This is a genomic window from Dyella koreensis (assembly GCF_044904565.1).
In the GTDB taxonomy this organism is placed as follows: domain Bacteria; phylum Pseudomonadota; class Gammaproteobacteria; order Xanthomonadales; family Rhodanobacteraceae; genus Dyella_D; species Dyella_D koreensis.
On sequence record NZ_JADIKD010000011.1, the window covers coordinates 722,322 to 738,595 of the forward strand.

Annotated in this window: 14 protein-coding genes; 6 read left to right on the plus strand and 8 right to left on the minus strand. The window is 60.7% G+C overall.

Going from position 1 to position 16,274, the window contains the following annotated elements:
- Nucleotides 1-163: 163 nt before the first annotated feature.
- The 5 genes from ISS97_RS15255 to ISS97_RS15275 form a co-directional block, all read right to left on the minus strand.
- Nucleotides 164-883: a hypothetical protein gene (locus ISS97_RS15255; RefSeq protein ID WP_379985565.1), complete on the minus strand. Its 720-nt coding sequence runs from the start codon at nt 881-883 to the stop codon at nt 164-166.
- A 12-nt stretch (nt 884-895) separates the two neighbouring features.
- Nucleotides 896-1,396 (minus strand): Panacea domain-containing protein, encoded by a 501-nt coding sequence (locus ISS97_RS15260; protein ID WP_379985564.1) that lies wholly within the window; start codon nt 1,394-1,396, stop codon nt 896-898.
- 29 nt (nt 1,397-1,425) lie between these two features.
- Entirely contained in the window at nt 1,426-2,181 is a 756-nt protein-coding gene (locus ISS97_RS15265) for a TSCPD domain-containing protein (protein ID WP_379985563.1), read from the minus strand.
- Nucleotides 2,182-2,282: 101 nt separating this feature from the next.
- The gene (locus ISS97_RS15270; RefSeq protein WP_379985562.1) at nt 2,283-2,852 is read right to left on the minus strand and encodes a hypothetical protein; all 570 of its coding nucleotides are present in this window, start codon (nt 2,850-2,852) and stop codon (nt 2,283-2,285) included.
- A 113-nt stretch (nt 2,853-2,965) separates the two neighbouring features.
- The gene (locus ISS97_RS15275; protein WP_379985561.1) at nt 2,966-5,128 is read right to left on the minus strand and encodes an adenosylcobalamin-dependent ribonucleoside-diphosphate reductase; all 2,163 of its coding nucleotides are present in this window, start codon (nt 5,126-5,128) and stop codon (nt 2,966-2,968) included.
- Nucleotides 5,129-5,745: 617 nt separating this feature from the next.
- Between ISS97_RS15275 and ISS97_RS15280 the strand changes: the two genes are divergently transcribed.
- The 4 genes from ISS97_RS15280 (at nt 5,746) to ISS97_RS15295 (ending at nt 10,892) form a co-directional block, all read left to right on the plus strand.
- Complete coding sequence (locus ISS97_RS15280) at nt 5,746-7,116, plus strand: Do family serine endopeptidase (protein ID WP_379985560.1); 1,371 nt, start codon at nt 5,746-5,748, stop codon at nt 7,114-7,116.
- 314 nt (nt 7,117-7,430) lie between these two features.
- Nucleotides 7,431-8,660 (plus strand): LysM peptidoglycan-binding domain-containing protein, encoded by a 1,230-nt coding sequence (locus tag ISS97_RS15285; protein ID WP_379985559.1) that lies wholly within the window; start codon nt 7,431-7,433, stop codon nt 8,658-8,660.
- A gap of 8 nt (nt 8,661-8,668) precedes the next feature.
- Nucleotides 8,669-9,370, plus strand: coding sequence for an HAD family hydrolase (locus tag ISS97_RS15290; protein ID WP_379985558.1), 702 nt, complete (start codon nt 8,669-8,671; stop codon nt 9,368-9,370).
- 142 nt (nt 9,371-9,512) lie between these two features.
- Entirely contained in the window at nt 9,513-10,892 is a 1,380-nt protein-coding gene (locus tag ISS97_RS15295; RefSeq protein WP_379985557.1) for a leucyl aminopeptidase family protein, read from the plus strand.
- 115 nt (nt 10,893-11,007) lie between these two features.
- On the opposite strand, the gene ISS97_RS15300 is transcribed toward ISS97_RS15295, so the two are convergent.
- Both ISS97_RS15300 and ISS97_RS15305 read right to left on the minus strand, forming a co-directional pair.
- On the minus strand, nt 11,008-11,403 hold the full coding sequence (locus ISS97_RS15300) for an endonuclease domain-containing protein (RefSeq protein ID WP_379985556.1): 396 nt from the start codon (nt 11,401-11,403) through the stop codon (nt 11,008-11,010).
- Nucleotides 11,404-11,583: 180 nt separating this feature from the next.
- Entirely contained in the window at nt 11,584-12,084 is a 501-nt protein-coding gene (locus ISS97_RS15305) for a hypothetical protein (RefSeq protein ID WP_379985555.1), read from the minus strand.
- Between the two features lie 128 nt (nt 12,085-12,212).
- Between ISS97_RS15305 and ISS97_RS15310 the strand changes: the two genes are divergently transcribed.
- Complete coding sequence (locus ISS97_RS15310; protein WP_379985554.1) at nt 12,213-13,964, plus strand: M1 family metallopeptidase; 1,752 nt, start codon at nt 12,213-12,215, stop codon at nt 13,962-13,964.
- Between the two features lie 4 nt (nt 13,965-13,968).
- On the opposite strand, the gene ISS97_RS15315 is transcribed toward ISS97_RS15310, so the two are convergent.
- Nucleotides 13,969-14,613: a DUF4126 domain-containing protein gene (locus tag ISS97_RS15315; protein ID WP_379985553.1), complete on the minus strand. Its 645-nt coding sequence runs from the start codon at nt 14,611-14,613 to the stop codon at nt 13,969-13,971.
- A 307-nt stretch (nt 14,614-14,920) separates the two neighbouring features.
- Here ISS97_RS15315 and ISS97_RS15320 point away from each other — a divergent pair, with 307 nt between their 5' ends.
- On the plus strand, nt 14,921-16,114 hold the full coding sequence (locus ISS97_RS15320; RefSeq protein WP_379985552.1) for a M35 family metallo-endopeptidase: 1,194 nt from the start codon (nt 14,921-14,923) through the stop codon (nt 16,112-16,114).
- Nucleotides 16,115-16,274: the final 160 nt, after the last annotated feature.

The window sequence follows — 16,274 nt, forward strand, 5'->3', positions numbered from 1 at the left end:
GTCGCCTCTCACGCGCCGCTCATAAGCGGCCCTAACGGGTCGCAACGTAAGCGAGCTCGGCCTCTAATCATCGATGGAATGGCCTTCTCGGGGGTCAAAAGACGCCCCAGCAGGACTAGCCCCGAAAGTGTAACCTGCCCAGCCCAGGGCTTCGCTGCCAGCTTCAGGCAAAAAGATCGAATTGATCGCCAGCGTCGTCCCTGTCGCCTTCAGAATCTTGCGTGGGCGATCGCCCTTCAATTTGCGCTTGTACGGCTTGAGCATATCCAGCGGCAAAGATACCTAGCATCTCGTCTCGTTCCGGCCTACTAAGACTAGGTATCTCCGACGTATCCAGGATCTGCAAGACCCGCCTTCCTTCCAATGGATCCGCACTACACACAGCCAAGTGTAGGGAAGCGTCATCAATATCAGGATCCTGCTTAAAGACCTCTCTCAGCATCGTGACAAAAAGCCTAAGACGGCTTTCGTTGAAGAGGTTTGTTTTCCAAAAAACAAACCATGGAAGGTGCGCCTCTTCATCTCTGAAATACATAAAAGGGGGGTTTACTAAAATTCGTAAGTCCCTACCAATAACGTAGGGGCGTGGAACCACGTCATTGACCACCACATTGCCGGCGCTGATCGCGTAGTCCCGGAGCAAAGGGAGGATCTCAAGATAGTTTTTTCTAGCGAGAGGCAGTCTTATGCCAGATGCCGCTGCTACAACCTGCTCGTAAGGCACACCACGCCTCATTAAATCGGAGGCAAGCTTGTAGAGATTCGCGTAACTAAAAGGAGGGCTTTTATTGGCAAGGTGCAGCAATTTTTTCGCGATCCGAGAGGGATTGGCATCCCAAATACCGGCCGCATGCTGGATTGAGGGGACCTTTACCTTACCCATTCTCTACCATCCTTATTGGACTGAGAATTGACCACGATACTGCGAATAAAACTCTACGATTAACTCGTTATCTATGACCATGCCTGGATTAACAGGGGAAGAATGATTCCAAACCCTATCCCAAGGACCGCCGACCACATGACTAATTTCGACTAGATCGCCAGCTCGCATCTGACTATAGAAATCGATCACTCGCGGCAACAGACCTGCTAATTCCGGATCAAATTCATAATCAGCAACAACGGACTTGCCTGTCTTGCGGTCAATACGCATGGCGCGCCCGTTAATCGGCTGCTTGTCGAAATCCTTAAACTCTCTATAGAGATGCTGAAGCACCGGCCCGCGGGGCCATGCTTCGAAGTCTTGTTTTATCAGCGGTCGACGAAGCTCGATTAGCGCCCAGACGTGACAAAAATAAATAATCTTCTGTAATGCAAGGTTAGTAACCGGCCGTTCCTTTGCGGCGCAGAAGTCGAGAATGTAGTTAGCAACAGCTCGACCGTCGTAGCTCATGTATCCCTCCTAGAGCTCAATTAAACCTACTAGCCACACTTGCTATAACCACAATTCAAGCAAGTCTGACATCCATCCATCAACACCAGCGCCTTCGTATTGCACTTGGCGCACAGCGTGGCGCCCGGCGGGAAACCATTGCTGGATTCGCCGGCATCGGCGGTGGTTGAGGTGGCAGCGGCAGGCGCCGCGCTTACGTCAGAGTTTTTTTTTGCGGCGCCAGCTTCATAAGCGGCGCGCTTTTCGGCGATGAGGCGGCGGGTGGACTCGTCCATCTCCGGGTCGTGGATGAGGCCGATCATCTTCATGTGCTGCTCGATGACGGCGCCGATCTCGGCGACGATGCTGGGCATGTAGACGCCGCCGGCCTTGAAGTAGCCGCCGCGCGGGTCGAATACGGCCTTCATCTCCTCCACCAGGAAGGTGACGTCGCCGCCTTTGCGGAAGACGGCGGAGATGATGCGGGTGAGCGCCACGATCCACTGGAAGTGGTCCATGTTCTTCGAGTTGATGAAGATCTCGAAGGGGCGGCGCTGTTCGTGCTGGGTGCCGGCGTTGAGCACGATGTCGTTGACGGTGACGTACAACGCATGCTCAAACAGCGGCGACTTGATCTTGTAGGTGGAGCCAACGAGCGTCTCGGGGCGCTCCAGGCTCTCGTGCATCTGGATCACTTCCGCCTTGGGGGCCTCTTTGGGCGCGGCGGGGGCGGCGGCGGGAGCGGCCTTGTCCTCGGGCTTAACGACGTTGTAGCCCTTGATCTTTTTTTCGATCTTGATCGCCATAGGAATGTACTTTTTTCAGTTGCGTTGGCGTGAGGTGTCGACGCGCTGCGGGCCGAAAACGCTCCGGCCCGGCGCACGGCCGGGCCGGGGCGTGGTGTTACTTACTTCTTCTTGCGGGCAACTTTCTTGGCCGGCTTGCGCGCGACCTTGACGCTTGCCTTCTTGCTGGCAGTGGACCTCTTGACCGCTTTCTTGGCGGTCTTTTTAACGGCGGCCTTCTTGGCCGTCTTCTTCACGGCTTTCTTAGCCGTTTTTTTGCTGCTGACCTTCTTTGCTGCCTTCTTTGCCGTCTTTTTCACGGCCTTCTTGGCGACTTTCTTTGCGGCCTTCTTCACTGCCTTCTTGGCGGAAGCGGCTTTCTTGGCGACCTTCTTCACTGCCTTCTTGACGGCTTTCTTGGCCGTCTTCTTGGCGCCTGCCTTCTTGGCCGCCTTCTTCACGGCTTTCTTGGCAGCAGCCTTTTTGGCAGCCGGCTTCTTCTTGGCAGCCTTCTTGGCGACCTTCTTCGCAGCCTTCTTGGCCGGAGCGGCCTTCTTGGCGGCAGCGGCCTTTTTCTTGGCCGGCTTGCGAGCCTTCTTGGCCTTGGGGGCCGGGGTGGCGGCCGAAGCGGCCGGGGCTTCCGGCGAGGCCGGGATTACTTCGATTACTTCGAAATCGGTATCAATAGACATCTGGGTTTCCCCTCCGACGTGAGTTCAGTACTTGGCGTGGGCCTGCGTGTATCAAGGCTTCGAACATCGAACCGCGCACAGGCCAACCGCTTCGAGAAGCGGCTGGCCTGCATTCAGAACTTGCCGTAATAGCCTTCCTTCAAGGCATCGAATAGGTTGGCGGCCGTGTGCATTTCGCCGTCGTATTCCACTTCTTCGTTGCCTTTCAGTTCGATAACGCTACCGTCTTCTAATTCGAAGCGGTAGAGGGTGCTCTCAAGATCGGCTTCTTTGACCAACACACCCTGGAATGCAGCAGGGTTGAATCGGAAGGTCGTGCAGCCCTTGAGGCCCTGCTTATAGGCGTAGAAGTAGATGTCCTTGAAGTCTTCGTAAGGGTAGTCGGTGGGCACGTTCGCGGTCTTGGAGATCGAGGAATCGATCCACTTTTGCGAGGCGGCCTGGATGTCGACATGCTCCTTGGGCGAGATGTCGTCCGCAGCGACGAAGTATTCCGGCAGCTTGTTCTGCGGGTCGTCGGTGAACGGCATCGCGTTAGCGTTGATCAAGCCGCGGTAGGCGAGCAGCTCGTAGCTGTACACCTCAACCTTTTCCTTGGTCTTGCGGCCTTCGCGGATCACGTTGCGTGAATAGTGGTGGGCAAAGCTCGGCTCAATGCCGTTGCTGGCGTTGTTGGCGAGCGACAGCGAGATGGTGCCGGTGGGCGCGATCGAGCTGTGGTGGGTGAAGCGCGCGCCGGTTTCGGTGAGCTGGGCCACCAGGTTCGGCGCCACGGTGGCGATGCGCTGCATGTAGCGGCTGTACTTGGCGTGCAGCACGCGGCCGGGGATGGTGTCGCCCACTTTGTAGCCGTCGGCGACCATTTCCGGGCGCTTGCGCAGCATGTCGCCGGTGACGGTGAAGTCTTTCAGCAGGATCGGGGCCGGGCCCTTTTCCTTGGCGAGGTCGAGGGCCACTTCCCAGCCGGCCACGGCCATTTCGCGCGAGACGTCTTCGGTGAAGCTCACCGCGTCGGCGGCGCCGTAGCGCATTTTGAGCATGGTCAGCGTGCTGCCCAGGCCGAGGAAACCCATGCCGTGGCGGCGCTTGCCCATGATCTCGTTGCGCTGCTGTTCCAGCGGCAGGCCGTTGATCTCCACCACGTTGTCGAGCATGCGGGTGAACACCTTCACCACTTCGCGGTATTCGTCCCAGTCGAAGCGGGCCTTGGGGCCGAACGGGTCGCGCACGAAGGTGGTGAGGTTGATCGAGCCGAGCAGGCAGGAGCCGTACGGCGGCAGCGGCTGCTCGCCACAGGGGTTGGTGGCGCGGATGTGCTCGCACCACCAGTTGTTGTTCATCTCGTTGACCTTGTCGATCAGGATGAACCCGGGCTCGGCGTAGTCGTACGTCGAGACCATGATCATGTCCCACAGATGGCGGGCGCGGATGTGGCCGTAGATCTTGCAGGCGACCAGGCCGTCTTCGCGCTCCACGTAGTTTTCGTGGGTGGGCCATTCGCGCCACACGACCTTCTCGGGGTCGGTGAGGTCGATCTCGTCCTGTTCCTTCACGTGCACCGGGAAGACCAGCGGCCAATCCAGATCGTGCTCCACCGCCTGCATGAAGCCGTCGGTGACGAGCAGGCTGAGGTTGAACTGGCGCAGGCGGCCGTCTTCGCGCTTGGCGCGGATGAATTCCTTCACGTCAGGATGGGCTACGTCGAACGTGCCCATCTGCGCACCGCGGCGACCGCCGGCGGAGGAGACGGTGAAGCACATCTTGTCGTAGATATCCATGAAGGACAGCGGGCCGCTGGTGTAGGCGCCCGCGCCCGACACGTAGGCGCCACGCGGGCGCAACGTGCTGAACTCGTAGCCGATGCCGCAGCCGGCCTTCAAGGTGAGGCCTGCCTCGTGCACCTTCTCCAGGATGTCGTCCATGGAGTCGCGGATGGTGCCGGACACGGTGCAGTTGATGGTGGACGTGGCCGGCTTGTGCTCCAGCGCGCCTGCGTTGGAGGTGATGCGGCCCGCCGGAATCGCACCGCGACGCAGTGCCCACAGGAAGCGTTCGTTCCAGTGGTCGCGCAGTTCCGGCGTGGCTTCCACGTCGGAGAGTGCGCGCGCGACGCGCTGATAGGTTTCGTCGACGCTGCCGTCGACCGGGGCACCCGACTTGGCTTTCAGTCGGTACTTCTTGTCCCAGATGTCTTGTGATGCGGGCTGCAGAGGAATCATTGCAACGCCATCTCGATTGATTTCCAGACCCACGGCTGGTGCACGCACGGTGCTCATCGGCTTCCTGACCTCCCGGTGCGGCCTTGCGGCCCCGTTGGATTCTTATTCTGTTGGCTTATCCGTCCGCGCGGTTTCGCTACGTGCTGGTGGTGTTGCCACCGATGTTGCGAGGCCTTTGCCTGACGTTTCCTTGCCTGGACTGCAACCGCTCCCCCTAAGAGCTGTTACATGACACCAGCACTTGTTAAAACGCCGGCATCCATACACAAGATGTTGTGGTTGCGAACGGAGGTGAACGTTACCCCCGTGGTTGTCTGATGTCAAAGAGTTTTGTCGGGTTTACCGGTTGGAACCGTAGGCGTTGCGGCTAGTCGAATGTCGGCGGAATTCGGGTGCGCGCGATGCGTGATGGCGCAGTGGTAGCACTGAAACTTGTGACGAACCTGCTCCCTCCCCTGCGTGCAGCAGGGGAGGGCCGGGGTGGGGTGAAGCCCTCAAGTTTTGTGACGGCATCGCAAGAGCTCACCCCCTCCCAGCCTCCCCCTGCAAGCAGGGGGAGGGGCAAAGAGCACGTGGTCGCGCTTCAAATGGAGCGCACCGAACAGGTTTTATGATTCGCACTGCTGCCGCAGAAGCGATCCAATATTCACGCTCAACCTCGTCGAGGAGTCTTCATGCAACACCGTCGCACTCGTCCCTTTGCCGTCTTGCTCACCGCCCTGCTCGCCGCCGCGCCACTGGCCAGTCACGCCACGCTGCCGCCGACGGTGGATGGGCAGGCGCTGCCCTCATTGGCGCCGATGCTGGAGAAGGTGACGCCGGCGGTGGTGAATATCTCCACCAAGACGCGGGTGCAGGTGCGCGACCCGTTCTTTGACGACCCGGTGTTCCGCCAGTTTTTCGGCCTGCCCGGCGGGCAGCGCCAGCGCATTGCGCAGAGCCTGGGTTCGGGTGTGATCGTGGATGCGGCCAAGGGTTATGTGCTGACCAATAACCACGTGGTGGGCGGCGCGGACGACATCACGGTGACCTTGCAGGATGGGCGCGATTTCAAAGGCAAGCTGATCGGCACCGATCCGGATACCGATGTGGCGGTGGTGCAGATTCAAGCCACGGGGCTGCAGGCGTTGCCGATGGCGGATTCGTCGAAGCTGCGCGTGGGCGATTTCGTGGTGGCCGTGGGCGACCCGTTCGGGCTGGGGCAGACGGTGACCTCGGGCATCGTGTCGGCATTGCAGCGCTCGGGCCTGGGCGGCACGGGCTATCAGAACTTCATCCAGACGGATGCCTCGATCAATCCGGGCAACTCGGGCGGCGCGCTGGTGAACCTGCGCGGCGAGCTGGTGGGCATCAACACCATGATTTTTTCGCCCTCGGGCGGCAACGTGGGCATCGGCTTTGCGATTCCAACCAACCTGAGCCGCGAGGTGATGGAGCAGTTGATCGCGCACGGCAAGGTGAGCCGCGGCAATCTTGGCGTGGAGACGCAGGACATCACGCCGCGCATCGCGCAGGTGCTGGGCCTGAAGAGCACCACGGGCGCGGTCGTGACGCGGGTGAGCAGCGGCTCGGCAGCGGATGGCGCGGATATCCAGGTGGGCGATGTGATCACCGCGATCGACGGCAAGCCGCTACGCAACGCACAGGAGCTGCGCAACGCCGAAGGCCTGCTGCCGGTGGGCAGCGCGGTGAAGCTGAGCGTGCAGCGCAACGGTGCCGCGCGCGACGTGGTGGCCAAGCTCACGCCGGAAAAGCTGGCGACGCTGGATGGCGCCAGCCTGGATGCGCGCCTGGCCGGGGTGACCTTTAGCGAGCTGTCGCAGAACCTGCGTGGTCAAGGCGTGTCCGGCGTGGCGGTAAGTTCGGTGCGCACCGGCAGCCGCGCGGCGCTGGCTGGGCTGAGCAGCAACGATATCGTGATCGGCGTGGGCAACCTGCGCATTCCCAACCTGGCGACGCTGAAGCGTCTGGCCGGGGTGAACCCGCGGCAGCTGGTGCTGGTGGTGTCGGGAGATGAAGGCGTGCGCTACGTCGATATCCGCTAGCGGGTAGGAGCGCACCCTGTGCGCGATGGGCGCCTGGGGAGGCGCCGCCGCGCGCGGTCGCCCACAGGGTGGGCTCCTACAAGATGGCGTCGCAGCGGGGTCTGATATGGAAGCCCCGCGTCAGCTTGCGTTTCAGTAAGCCGGGCCACGATGCGATGACGCGCACATCACGGCGTCTTTCTTTGCTCAAGCGCATGAACTCGCTTGATGTTTCGCCAGCGGCCGGATGAAATACCGCAGCTTCATCTACGCATGCATGCCATTGACGGCAGTACGCAGTCCTTACTCAGTCGAACCCGGGGTTTCCCAACACTATGTCCTTCCGTCTTGCACGCATCCTTTCCGTTGCACTCATCGGCGTCTGCGCCGCTACCGCGGTGTCCGCCGCACCCAAAGCCAAGACCTCCAGCAAGAAAGCCGCTCAGCCGGCCGTGCCCGCCCTGGTGTGGCGCGGTGATGTAACCACCGCGCGCGGCATCGTGACCGACGTGGCCAAGGCCTATGAAAAGGCCGGCAAGGGCAAGATCGAGGTGCAGCCGTTCAACACCGCCTCCGGCCTGGATGCCGTCGCCAAGGGCTCGGCGGATTTCGCCGGCAGCGCGCGCGGCCCGGATGGCACGGCGGAGAGCAGCCTGGTGTTCACGCCGATGGCGTGGGATGCGCTGGTGATGATCACCTACCCCTCCAACCCGGTGAACAGCCTGACGCTGAAGCAGGTGCATGACATCTACTACGGCAAGATCACCAACTGGAAGGATGTGGGCGGCAACGACGAGCCGATCAACCTGTATGCCGTGGCGAGCCCCGGCGACGGTGTGGAATACAGCCTGCGCAAGCTGCTGTTCGGCCGCGGCAGCCAGCCGGTGGCAGCGCCGCGCCTGTACGTGAATACCGCGAAGCTGGAAGAGGCGGTGACGCTCGATCCGAAGGCGATGGGCGTGAGCACGCTGGCCGGCATCACCGGCAACAAGAAGGTCAAGATCATCAACATCAACGGCGTGCCCGCTACCACCGGCACGGTGAAGGACGGCAGCTACCCGCTGTTTATCCCGGTGTACCTGATCACCAACGAGAGCAACCCGAAGGCGGCTCAGGTGAAGGTGTTCACCGACTTCCTGACCACGGACACGGTGCGCAGCATCGCGCGCGAGCACTCGCTGGTGCCGTATGACGAAGCGCCGGCCCTGGCCGAGCTGGATGCGTCGCGTCGCCCGAAGATCCTCGCCGAAGTGGGCGCCCGCCCGGTGTCCGAGCCGACGCCAGTAGCTGCGCCGGGCGCTACCTACGCCTCGCGTGCCGCGATCGCCCCGACTTCGGAGCACACGCAGGACGCCAAGCAGGCGCTGGAAGCACGCAACGAAGAAAGCGCCGCCAAGAAGGCCGAAGCCAGCGCCAATGCCAAGACCCACACCGTGGGCAAAGGCGACACGCTGGGTGCGATCGCCAAGAAGTACTCGGTGAGCGTGTCCGACCTGCGCAGTTGGAACGGCCTGAAGAACGACATGGTGCGGATCGGCCAGGTGCTGAAGGTCAGCGCGCAGTAAGCGCTGACGTGCGCATCCGCGCTCTTACGCTGGATCTGGACGACACCCTGTGGCCGGTATTGCCGGCCCTGGAGCGTGCGGACCGCGAGCTGGATGCGTACCTGCGCCAGCACTATCCCGACGTAGCGCGCGCATGGCCGATCCCGGCCATGCGCGTCCTGCGTGCCCAGGTGGCTGCCGAGCGCACCGACCTGGCCCATGATTTCACCGCGCAACGCCACATCACCATGCAGCGCGCGTTCGCCGCTTGCGGCATTGCCGAGGCGCCGCTGGAAGCGCTGTGGGAAATTTATTTCACCGCCCGCAACAGCGTGGAGCTGTATGCCGACAGCCTGCCCGCCCTGGAGCGCATTACCGCGCACCGGCCGGTGGCCAGCCTGACCAACGGCAATGCGGATCTGGACCTGATCGGCATCCGCGCTCATTTCACGCACCACATCTGCGCGCGCGATACCGGCACAGCCAAGCCGGACCGGCTGATCTTTACGACCGCGGCGGAGCGGCTGGGCGTGATCCCCAGCGAAATCCTGCACGTCGGCGACGATCCGGAACTGGATGTGGTCGGCGCACGCGAAGCGGGTTTGCGCACAGCGTGGATCAACCGCGCGAGACATCCATGGCCAGGGCTGCTGGGTCCCGCGCCGGATCTGGACCTGCCGGATATGAGTGCGCTGGCTGATTGGCTGGATGCGCATCCAGCGACACGCTGAGCGACCGATCTCACCTGCCTGGTCATCCCTGCATAGGGCGGGACGACGCGCCTGTGGCGTAGGCATCACGCGCGAAAGCGCGCATCATTCCCGGCCAAGTCTTTCTTGAGCTGACGTGCCACCGCGCGTCGAATGGAGCCCCATGTCCGCACTGATCGAACGCAAATCCGGCGACCGCCAGAGCATCGCCATTGAGACTGTCGACGCCGCGCATTTCACGGCGAGCAAGCGCCGTCTCACTGCCGCGCAACGACGCTGGCTGAGCGACACCGGCTTCGAGGCCGCACCCGGTACGTTTGCCCTGCTCTCCGACGCCAATGGCAAGCTGGCGCGCGTACTGGCGGGCGTGGATGCGACCGATGCGCTGAGCGCCGTCGCCCACCTGCCGCGCCTGTTGCCGGAAGGCAACTATCACCTCGCTGCCGAAGGCGTACTGGCCGATCCGTTGCAAGCGGCGCTGGGCTGGGCGTTGGGTGCGTATGAATTCACCCGCTACCGCAAGGCGAAGCGGGCGCCGGCCAAGCTGGCCATTGCCGCCACCGATTTGCAAACGCTGGCGCCGCTGGTGGAGGCCACCGCGCACGTGCGCGACCTGGTCAACACGCCCACCGAAGACATGGGCCCGAAGCAGCTCGCCGAAGCGGTGAACCAGCTCGGCAAGACCTACAAAGGCAAGGTGCGCGAATGGGTGGGCGATGAGCTGCTCAAGGCCAACTTTCCCACCATCCATGCGGTGGGTCGCGCCAGCCATCGCTCGCCGCGCCTGATCGAACTGACCTGGGGCAAGACCGAGCATCCGAAGCTGGCGGTGATCGGCAAGGGCGTGTGCTTCGATACCGGCGGCCTGGATCTCAAGCCCGCCGACGGCATGCGCTGGATGAAGAAGGACATGGGCGGCGCGGCGCACGCGATCGCGCTGGCCCGCCTGATCATGGAAGCGAAGTTGCCGGTGCGCCTGACGCTGCTGATTCCGGCGGTGGAAAACGCGGTGAGCGGCAATGCGCTGCGTCCGGGTGAGGTGGTGATCACTCGCGCCGGTCATAGCGTGGAGATCGACAACACCGACGCCGAAGGCCGCCTGGTGCTGTGCGATGCGCTGGCCTACGCCAGCGAACAGCAGCCGGATTTGATCGTGGACTTCGCCACGCTCACCGGCGCCGCCCGTGTCGCGCTGGGTCCGGATCTGCCGGCGCTGTTCGCGAATCGCGACGAGCTCGCCGACAACGTGCTGGCCGCCGGCCGCGACGTGAACGACCCGCTGTGGCGTCTGCCGCTGTGGCGTCCGTACCGCAAGATGCTCGACTCCTATCTGGCCGACTTCGCCAACGCCGGTCCCTCGCGGCATGCGGGTGCGATCACGGCTGCGTTGTATCTGGAGCGCTTTGTGCCGGAATCGACGGCGTGGATGCATCTGGATACGTATGCGTGGAACGACGCGGATCGCCCGGGGCGTCCGCGCGGCGGCGAGGCGATGGGGGTGCGGGCGTTCTTTGCCTTCCTGCAGCGGCGGTATTTGCGCTGAGGGGAATGGGGAGAGGGTGTCGCAAGGGCTTACCCCCTCCCAACCTCCCCCTGCAAGCAGGGGGAGGAGTAAAGAGCTTGCGCGACCTGCTCCCTCCCCTGCTTGCGACGCGAAGCTAGTCCCGTGGGACAGGGGAGGGCTGGGGAGGGGTAGGCCCTTGCGACACCGCCCCTATCCACCCCTCCAGTTCCCTCCATATCTCCTCCAGCACCTCATGCGTGCGTAGCAGCACATCGTCATTCCAGAACCGCCGCACGCGATATCCCAATCGCTCCAGCCTGGCCGTGCGCTCCACGTCGTACGCCACCGCATCGAGATACTGGCCGCCGTCGAGTTCGATGACCAATCGCGCAGGAATGCAGACGAAGTCGACGATGTAGCCAGCCAATGGATGTTGGCGTCGGAATTTGTGTCGGGCTAGTTGTGCGCGCTGAAGGAGACGCCATAGACGGCGCTCTGCGTCGGTGCTGTTGTTGCGAAGGTCGCGGGCGGGCTGGCGGATGAGTTGCATGGGATGTCCTTGCGGTGGAGCTGCAAAGAGTTATCCCTTGCTGATTGCTTGCCGGTAGCAGAGATATGCGCGAATGGACGTCGTCTTTTGACTATGCAATGAGAGGGCGTCGCAAGGGTTCACCCCCTCCCGACCTCCCCCTGCAAGCAGGGGGAGGGGTAAGAGCAAGGCGCTACACGCTCAACCCTTGCTCGCCAACTTCCTCAGCTTCCCGGCGCCGTCGTGTTTATACGCAGACACGCCGAGGAACGCGGCGAGCTCACACGCGAAGGTTTCATCTTGCCGTTGCCCATGACTCTCTGTGGCAAATAGACGGCCATCGCCATACACGACGTAGGTGCGGTACCAGAGCTTGTACTTGTGCTCGAGCAGCACTTTTTGTGGGTTGCGGTGCGAGAGCTGGAATCGCCACAACAGCGCTTGGCCTGCGGGCGACACGCTCAAAGGCATGTGCTCCACGATAGCCTTGCCCAGCCGATAGGCTGTCAGCAGCGACACCACCAGGGCGAACATGAAGAGTCCCGGGCCATCGAAGCTGCCCGGTGTGGCTTCCGTTGACGCCTTGAACAACACGGCCGCCATCACGCCGAGCAGCGTGCAGGTGATCCCTTCAATCCATGGGAACTGACTGATACCGGGCGCGCGGCGGACGATAAAGGCCTCGGGTGAGGTCGGTGTCATTGGCATTCCGTGGCATGGGGGTAGGCAGACGCCCAATCATGCCCTCGATCGCGCCGGCATGACCTTCGGCGATGTTGCGCGCAGCCCTACGCTGCCATTCTATGGGCTTCGTTCCCCGGGACCCGCTCATGACGATCTTCCGCCCTTGCCTGCTCACCCTTGGTCTGGCTGCCCTGCTGGGCACCAGTGCCGCATTTGCCGCCGATACCCCGGCCAAGCCGCTTGCCCAGCCGCCGATCAGCGAGCTGACACAGCGTTCGGGCGGCGTGATGCCCGTAGAGCAGCGGCGAGTGAATTTCGATCATGCGGAATTGCATTTCACGCCGGATATCGCGAAGCAGACGTTGGATGCCACCGCGCAGCTCACCTTTACCGCGCGCGAAACGACCGATGTGTTGTTGCTGGACCTGGACCATAACCTGGCCATCAGCGATATCAGCGTCGATGGCAAACCGCTTGCCGCCAGCGCGTGGAGCAACCCGGATGGCCGCCTGCGCATCCAGCTGCCGGCGCCGTTGGCAAAGGGCGGCAAGGTTGCGGTGGAGATCCACTACGGTGGCAAGCCGCATGTGGCGCAGCGTGCGCCGTGGGATGGCGGTTTCGTTTGGGCGAAGACCGAGGATGGGCAGCCATGGGTCGCCACTGCAGTGGAAGGCGAAGGCTGCGATCTGTTCTGGCCGTGTATCGACCATCCGCAGGGCAAGCCCGACCTGGTGGATACCTACATCACGGTGCCGAAGACACTCGCCGCACCGGGCAACGGTGTGCTGGTGGACATCCAGGACGAGGGCGAGAACCACACGTACCACTGGCGTGCCAAGCATCCGACCACATACGCCATTTCGCTCAACATCGGTCCGTTCGAAGTGTTGAAGGGCGATTACCACAGCCGCTACGGCAACACGATTCCGATGCAGATGTGGTATCTGCGCGGCCATGAAGCCCAGGCCAAGCAGCTGTTCGGCGAATTCCCGCGCATGCTGGATTTCTTCGAAGAGCAGATCGGGCCCTACCCGTTCGGTGACGAGAAGATGGGCGTGGTGGAAACGCCGCACCTGGGCATGGAGCACCAGACCATCAACGCCTACGGCAACGGCTACCCGCGCAGCGAGTACGGCTTCGACTGGTTGCTGCAGCATGAGTTTTCCCATGAGTGGTTCGGCAACCAGGTGACCAATACCGATTGGGACGACATGTGGATTCATGAGGGCTTCGGCACCTACATGCAGCCGCTGTACGGCCAGTACCTCTACGGCGACATGCCGTATTTCTCCATGCTGCAGAACGAACGCAGCATGGTGAAGAACGTCTACCCCATCGTTGCGGGCCGCAGCCAGTTCGAGCACGAGGTGTACGACGCTGATCACGGCCCCGGCAACGATATCTATTACAAAGGCTCGCTGACGCTGCACACGTTGCGGCAGATGATTGGCGACAAGGCGTTCTTCGAGACGGTGCGCCGCCTGGTGTATGGCCGCCCCGATCCGAAGCCGGGCAATTTCGCGCCGCACTATGCGACGACCAAAGACTATATCGACATCGTGCATCAGGTGACCGGGCGCGATCTACGCTGGTTCTTCGACGTCTACCTCTATCAGGCCGCGCTGCCGAAGCTGGATGTGAAGCACGACGGCAATGTGCTCAACCTGCGCTGGGAGGTGCCGCAGAACAAGCCGTTCCCGATGCCGATCGAGGTGCAGGTAGGCGAGACCTTGCACACCGTGCCGATGACCAACGGCGAAGGCCATCTCAATGCACCGGCGGGGGCGCTGGTGATCATCGACCCGCGCAGCAAGGTGCTGCGCGAACTACCGCACTTCGGCGAGTTCCAGCAGTGGAAGAAGGATCAGGCCGCCAAGAAGGCGAAGGCGGCGAAGTAAGCCTTCAGCGCAACGACTGTGGCGGCGGCAGACGGTCTTCCGTGGTGTCGCCGCCCAGCGCGCCGCGGAAGCGTTGCACGGTGCGCCATAGCGCGCGCAGGCCGCGCAGGATTTTCGGCAGCAGCCACAGCAGCAGCACGATGAAGATCCCCAGCGCGATCAGCAGCACCAGCGGGTGCTGCCACATCAGGTAGAGAATCCCCATCCACGAGATGTCCTCGCCCACACTGGCGCCCCAGTTGCTGAAGGGCTCGGGCGACGTGTTGATGAGCGCACGGCTGCCGGATTTAGCCAGGTGCGTACCGGACACCAGCGCGCCGCCCAACAGTGCCGCCGCCGTCTGCATCGCCGGCGTGGAATCCTTGAACACACCCCACGCCAGCAAGGTGCCGGCCGGGATGCGGATGAAGGTGTGGATGGCATCCCAGATGCTGTCGAAGGCGGGCACCTTGTCGGCCAGGAACTCACCCACCATCAGCACGCCCGACACACCGAGCATCCAGTTGTCGGTGAGTATGTCCAGCCCCGATGGCAGGTGCACCACACCGAGCCGCCCCAGCAGGCCGGCGACGAAAACGGTGGCGTAGAGACGGATACCGCTGGCCCAGGCCAGGCCACCGGCGAGCGCGACGTTCGACAACGTGTCCATGGCGGTTCTCGACGATGGAAGCGGCAGCGCCTATGTACGCTTAGTTGTCGTTGGGCGGCAAGTCCGTGGATTGAGGGTAATGCCTCATTTCAGGGCGGACGTATCAGAGAAGTACATCAGAAGGTCCACAGACAGGTCCACCATCGGCACGAACCATAAAACTAACGACACCTCGCCATAGATTCGCAATCTATCGTTAGATTTCGTTATTGAATGCCACTAAATGCACTGCTAGGTTAGATATCGCCTCCAATCGTAGAGGCAAAAGGCGAACTCACAAAAGCGAAAAACAAGGATCGTTTAAATCATGACAATAAACATCAAATTGATATCTGCATTCATCCTAATTCTTGCCTTCGCATCAGAAAGCAGCCAAGCAGCGGAAAAATCCATCGAAGTGACTTTATCCAGCCCAGCATCATTGGTCGCGAAGGAGTCAGGCAAAATCGTAGTTACGATCACCAATCGAGGGCACCAAACCCTTCTACTGCCAGAGCCAAAAACCCCCGTCTTCAACCCTGACAATCATCTGATGGGGGATTACATTACAGTCATCGGAGATGATGGTAAAAAACCAAAATTTATTGGACGATTCGTAAAAATGTCCTTCAAAGAAAAGAAAGATTTTTATTTCCCGATCACGCCCGGACAGACCTTAAGCAAAGAGATCGACTTATCGAAAGACTATGATCTCCGGGCTGGAGGAAAATTTCGGGTGAGCTATGAACAAGATTACGGAGATACCACACTTTATGACACGGATGATTATGCCCCGAATAAATCAATTAGTAACGAACTTATAATTTTTGTCAGCCCAGAGCTCGTTAATGGCAACACAACCGGCCAAACCGATAGAAGCGATTACATCCAACCCCAATGCGACATCTATCAGGATATAGACGTTTTATCCGCCGAAAACGAAGCAATGAAATGGGATGGCTATGCAATCAGCCATTTGATGGATGGTCTAGAAACTGTCGATAAAACAGTATCAGAAGATGGCCGGTATAAAACCCTATATAGCGTCAATGTAAAAAATGACTCCAACTATATATTTTGGTTCGGCACTCCGGACAACAATAGAGAATTTATCGATACCCCACCAAGCCCAGGCTATTTCGACCTCGACTACACTCAAATCGACTTCAGGCCAATAGGTGTTCTACGTGCCGTCGCAGAAAGAATAAACACCGTGCCATATGGTTGCGGCTGCGATCCGGCGAAATACAAGGAATCCACCCTCGCCTGGTACGACCAGTCGAAAAGCTCCATCAATTACTGCGAGTCCTTCTTTAAAGCTCCACTTGCCTTGTCTGAAGGGCAGGCCAGCACAATTATCCATGAGATGACACATGTTGCTGACAGCCTTGTCGATAAAACCACAGACTACAAGTACGGCCGCAAGGATGCGCACGAACTGGCCACAGCGAATAGAAATGAAGCAACCAACAATGCAGACAACTACAATTTCTTTGTCGAGTCGATTAATAGCATCCCCTAGGGGGCTCGAATAATTCCTTATCAAACTCGTCATTCCGACGAAAGCCGGGATCCAGAGACTTTAAGTTCTTGTTGAACAAAGGCACTGGACTCCGGCTTTCGCCGGAATGGCGGGCATGGCGAGGTTTTTTGAGGTGCTCCTAAGTACAGACCTAGCTTCA